At 67.5% G+C, this 876-nt stretch carries 3 pseudogenes; 2 read left to right on the forward strand and 1 reads right to left on the reverse strand.

Annotated features, from left to right (window positions below):
- A pseudogene (locus A5713_RS25090) lies at nucleotides 1–265 on the reverse strand (hypothetical protein); the annotation flags it as partial.
- A gap of 170 nt (nucleotides 266–435) precedes the next feature.
- Between A5713_RS25090 and A5713_RS29780 the strand changes: the two are divergent.
- Nucleotides 436–522, forward strand: a pseudogene (locus A5713_RS29780) (hypothetical protein); the annotation flags it as partial.
- 42 nt (nucleotides 523–564) lie between these two features.
- A pseudogene (locus tag A5713_RS29785) lies at nucleotides 565–876 on the forward strand (hypothetical protein); the annotation flags it as partial.

The following is an 876-nucleotide window of genomic DNA, read 5'->3' on the forward strand; positions in this document are numbered from 1 at the left end:
CCGCCAGGTCCGGCGACGCCGATTCGGTGGTGGTGCGCACGCCGCCGGGAATGTCCTCGACCACACGGTCGATTTCGCTGTGCCGCATGAACATTTCCATGTAGCGGCTCATGTCCATGTGGCCGGCGCCCATGAAACCGCCGCCGTCGGTGAGGCGTACGGCCATCGACTGAAGGCCGCGCCGCAGCAATCCCAACCCCAGGATGCTGCCCGCGCCGAGAGCGCCGAAGGCGGCGAGTGCCGCCCGCCGCGTCAACTCAGCCATCGCCGCATCCTTTCGGACGTCTCCCGCGCAACAAGCGTAAGCCGACCACAGGCGCGTCGCCCATTCTAGGGCCAATGGTCCCTACCCCCGGTGGGTATATGTGTGCCATCGTTCGGGGCATGACGCAAACTCCTGAATCCAATGTCGAACATCGAGTCGGCGCACACAGTCGGCTGGGTCAAGCGGCCGCATGGGTGGTCATCGTCGCCGGCGTCGTGTTCGTCGTCGCGGTGGTCTTCTTCTCGGGGCTGCTCCTGGGCTGGTCCTCCGGTGGCCACGACGGGTGGCGCCACGGGTACGGCGGCGGGCGGGCCACCACCGAATCGGCGTCGCCGGACCTGGCGGCCCAACTGCAGGCGCATGTTTCGAGCATGTACGCCCACCTCGATCAGGGCACCGAAGTCAGCTGCATGAGCCAAAGTCTGCCGACCCTTTTCCGGCAGGCCGGCGGTTACCGCCGCAAGCTCACCCTCACCCCCAAGGGCGTGATCGCCGAGGAGACCGCCGACGATCCGGCCCTCACCGATGTCATCCGTGCGCACGCGCGGGAGGTCACCGGCTTCGTCGCGGAAGGCATGCCCGCGATGATGCAGCAGATGATGGGTCAGGGC

The sequence above is a fragment of the Mycobacterium sp. E2497 genome, assembly GCF_001668695.1.
Classification (GTDB): Bacteria; Actinomycetota; Actinomycetes; order Mycobacteriales; family Mycobacteriaceae; genus Mycobacterium.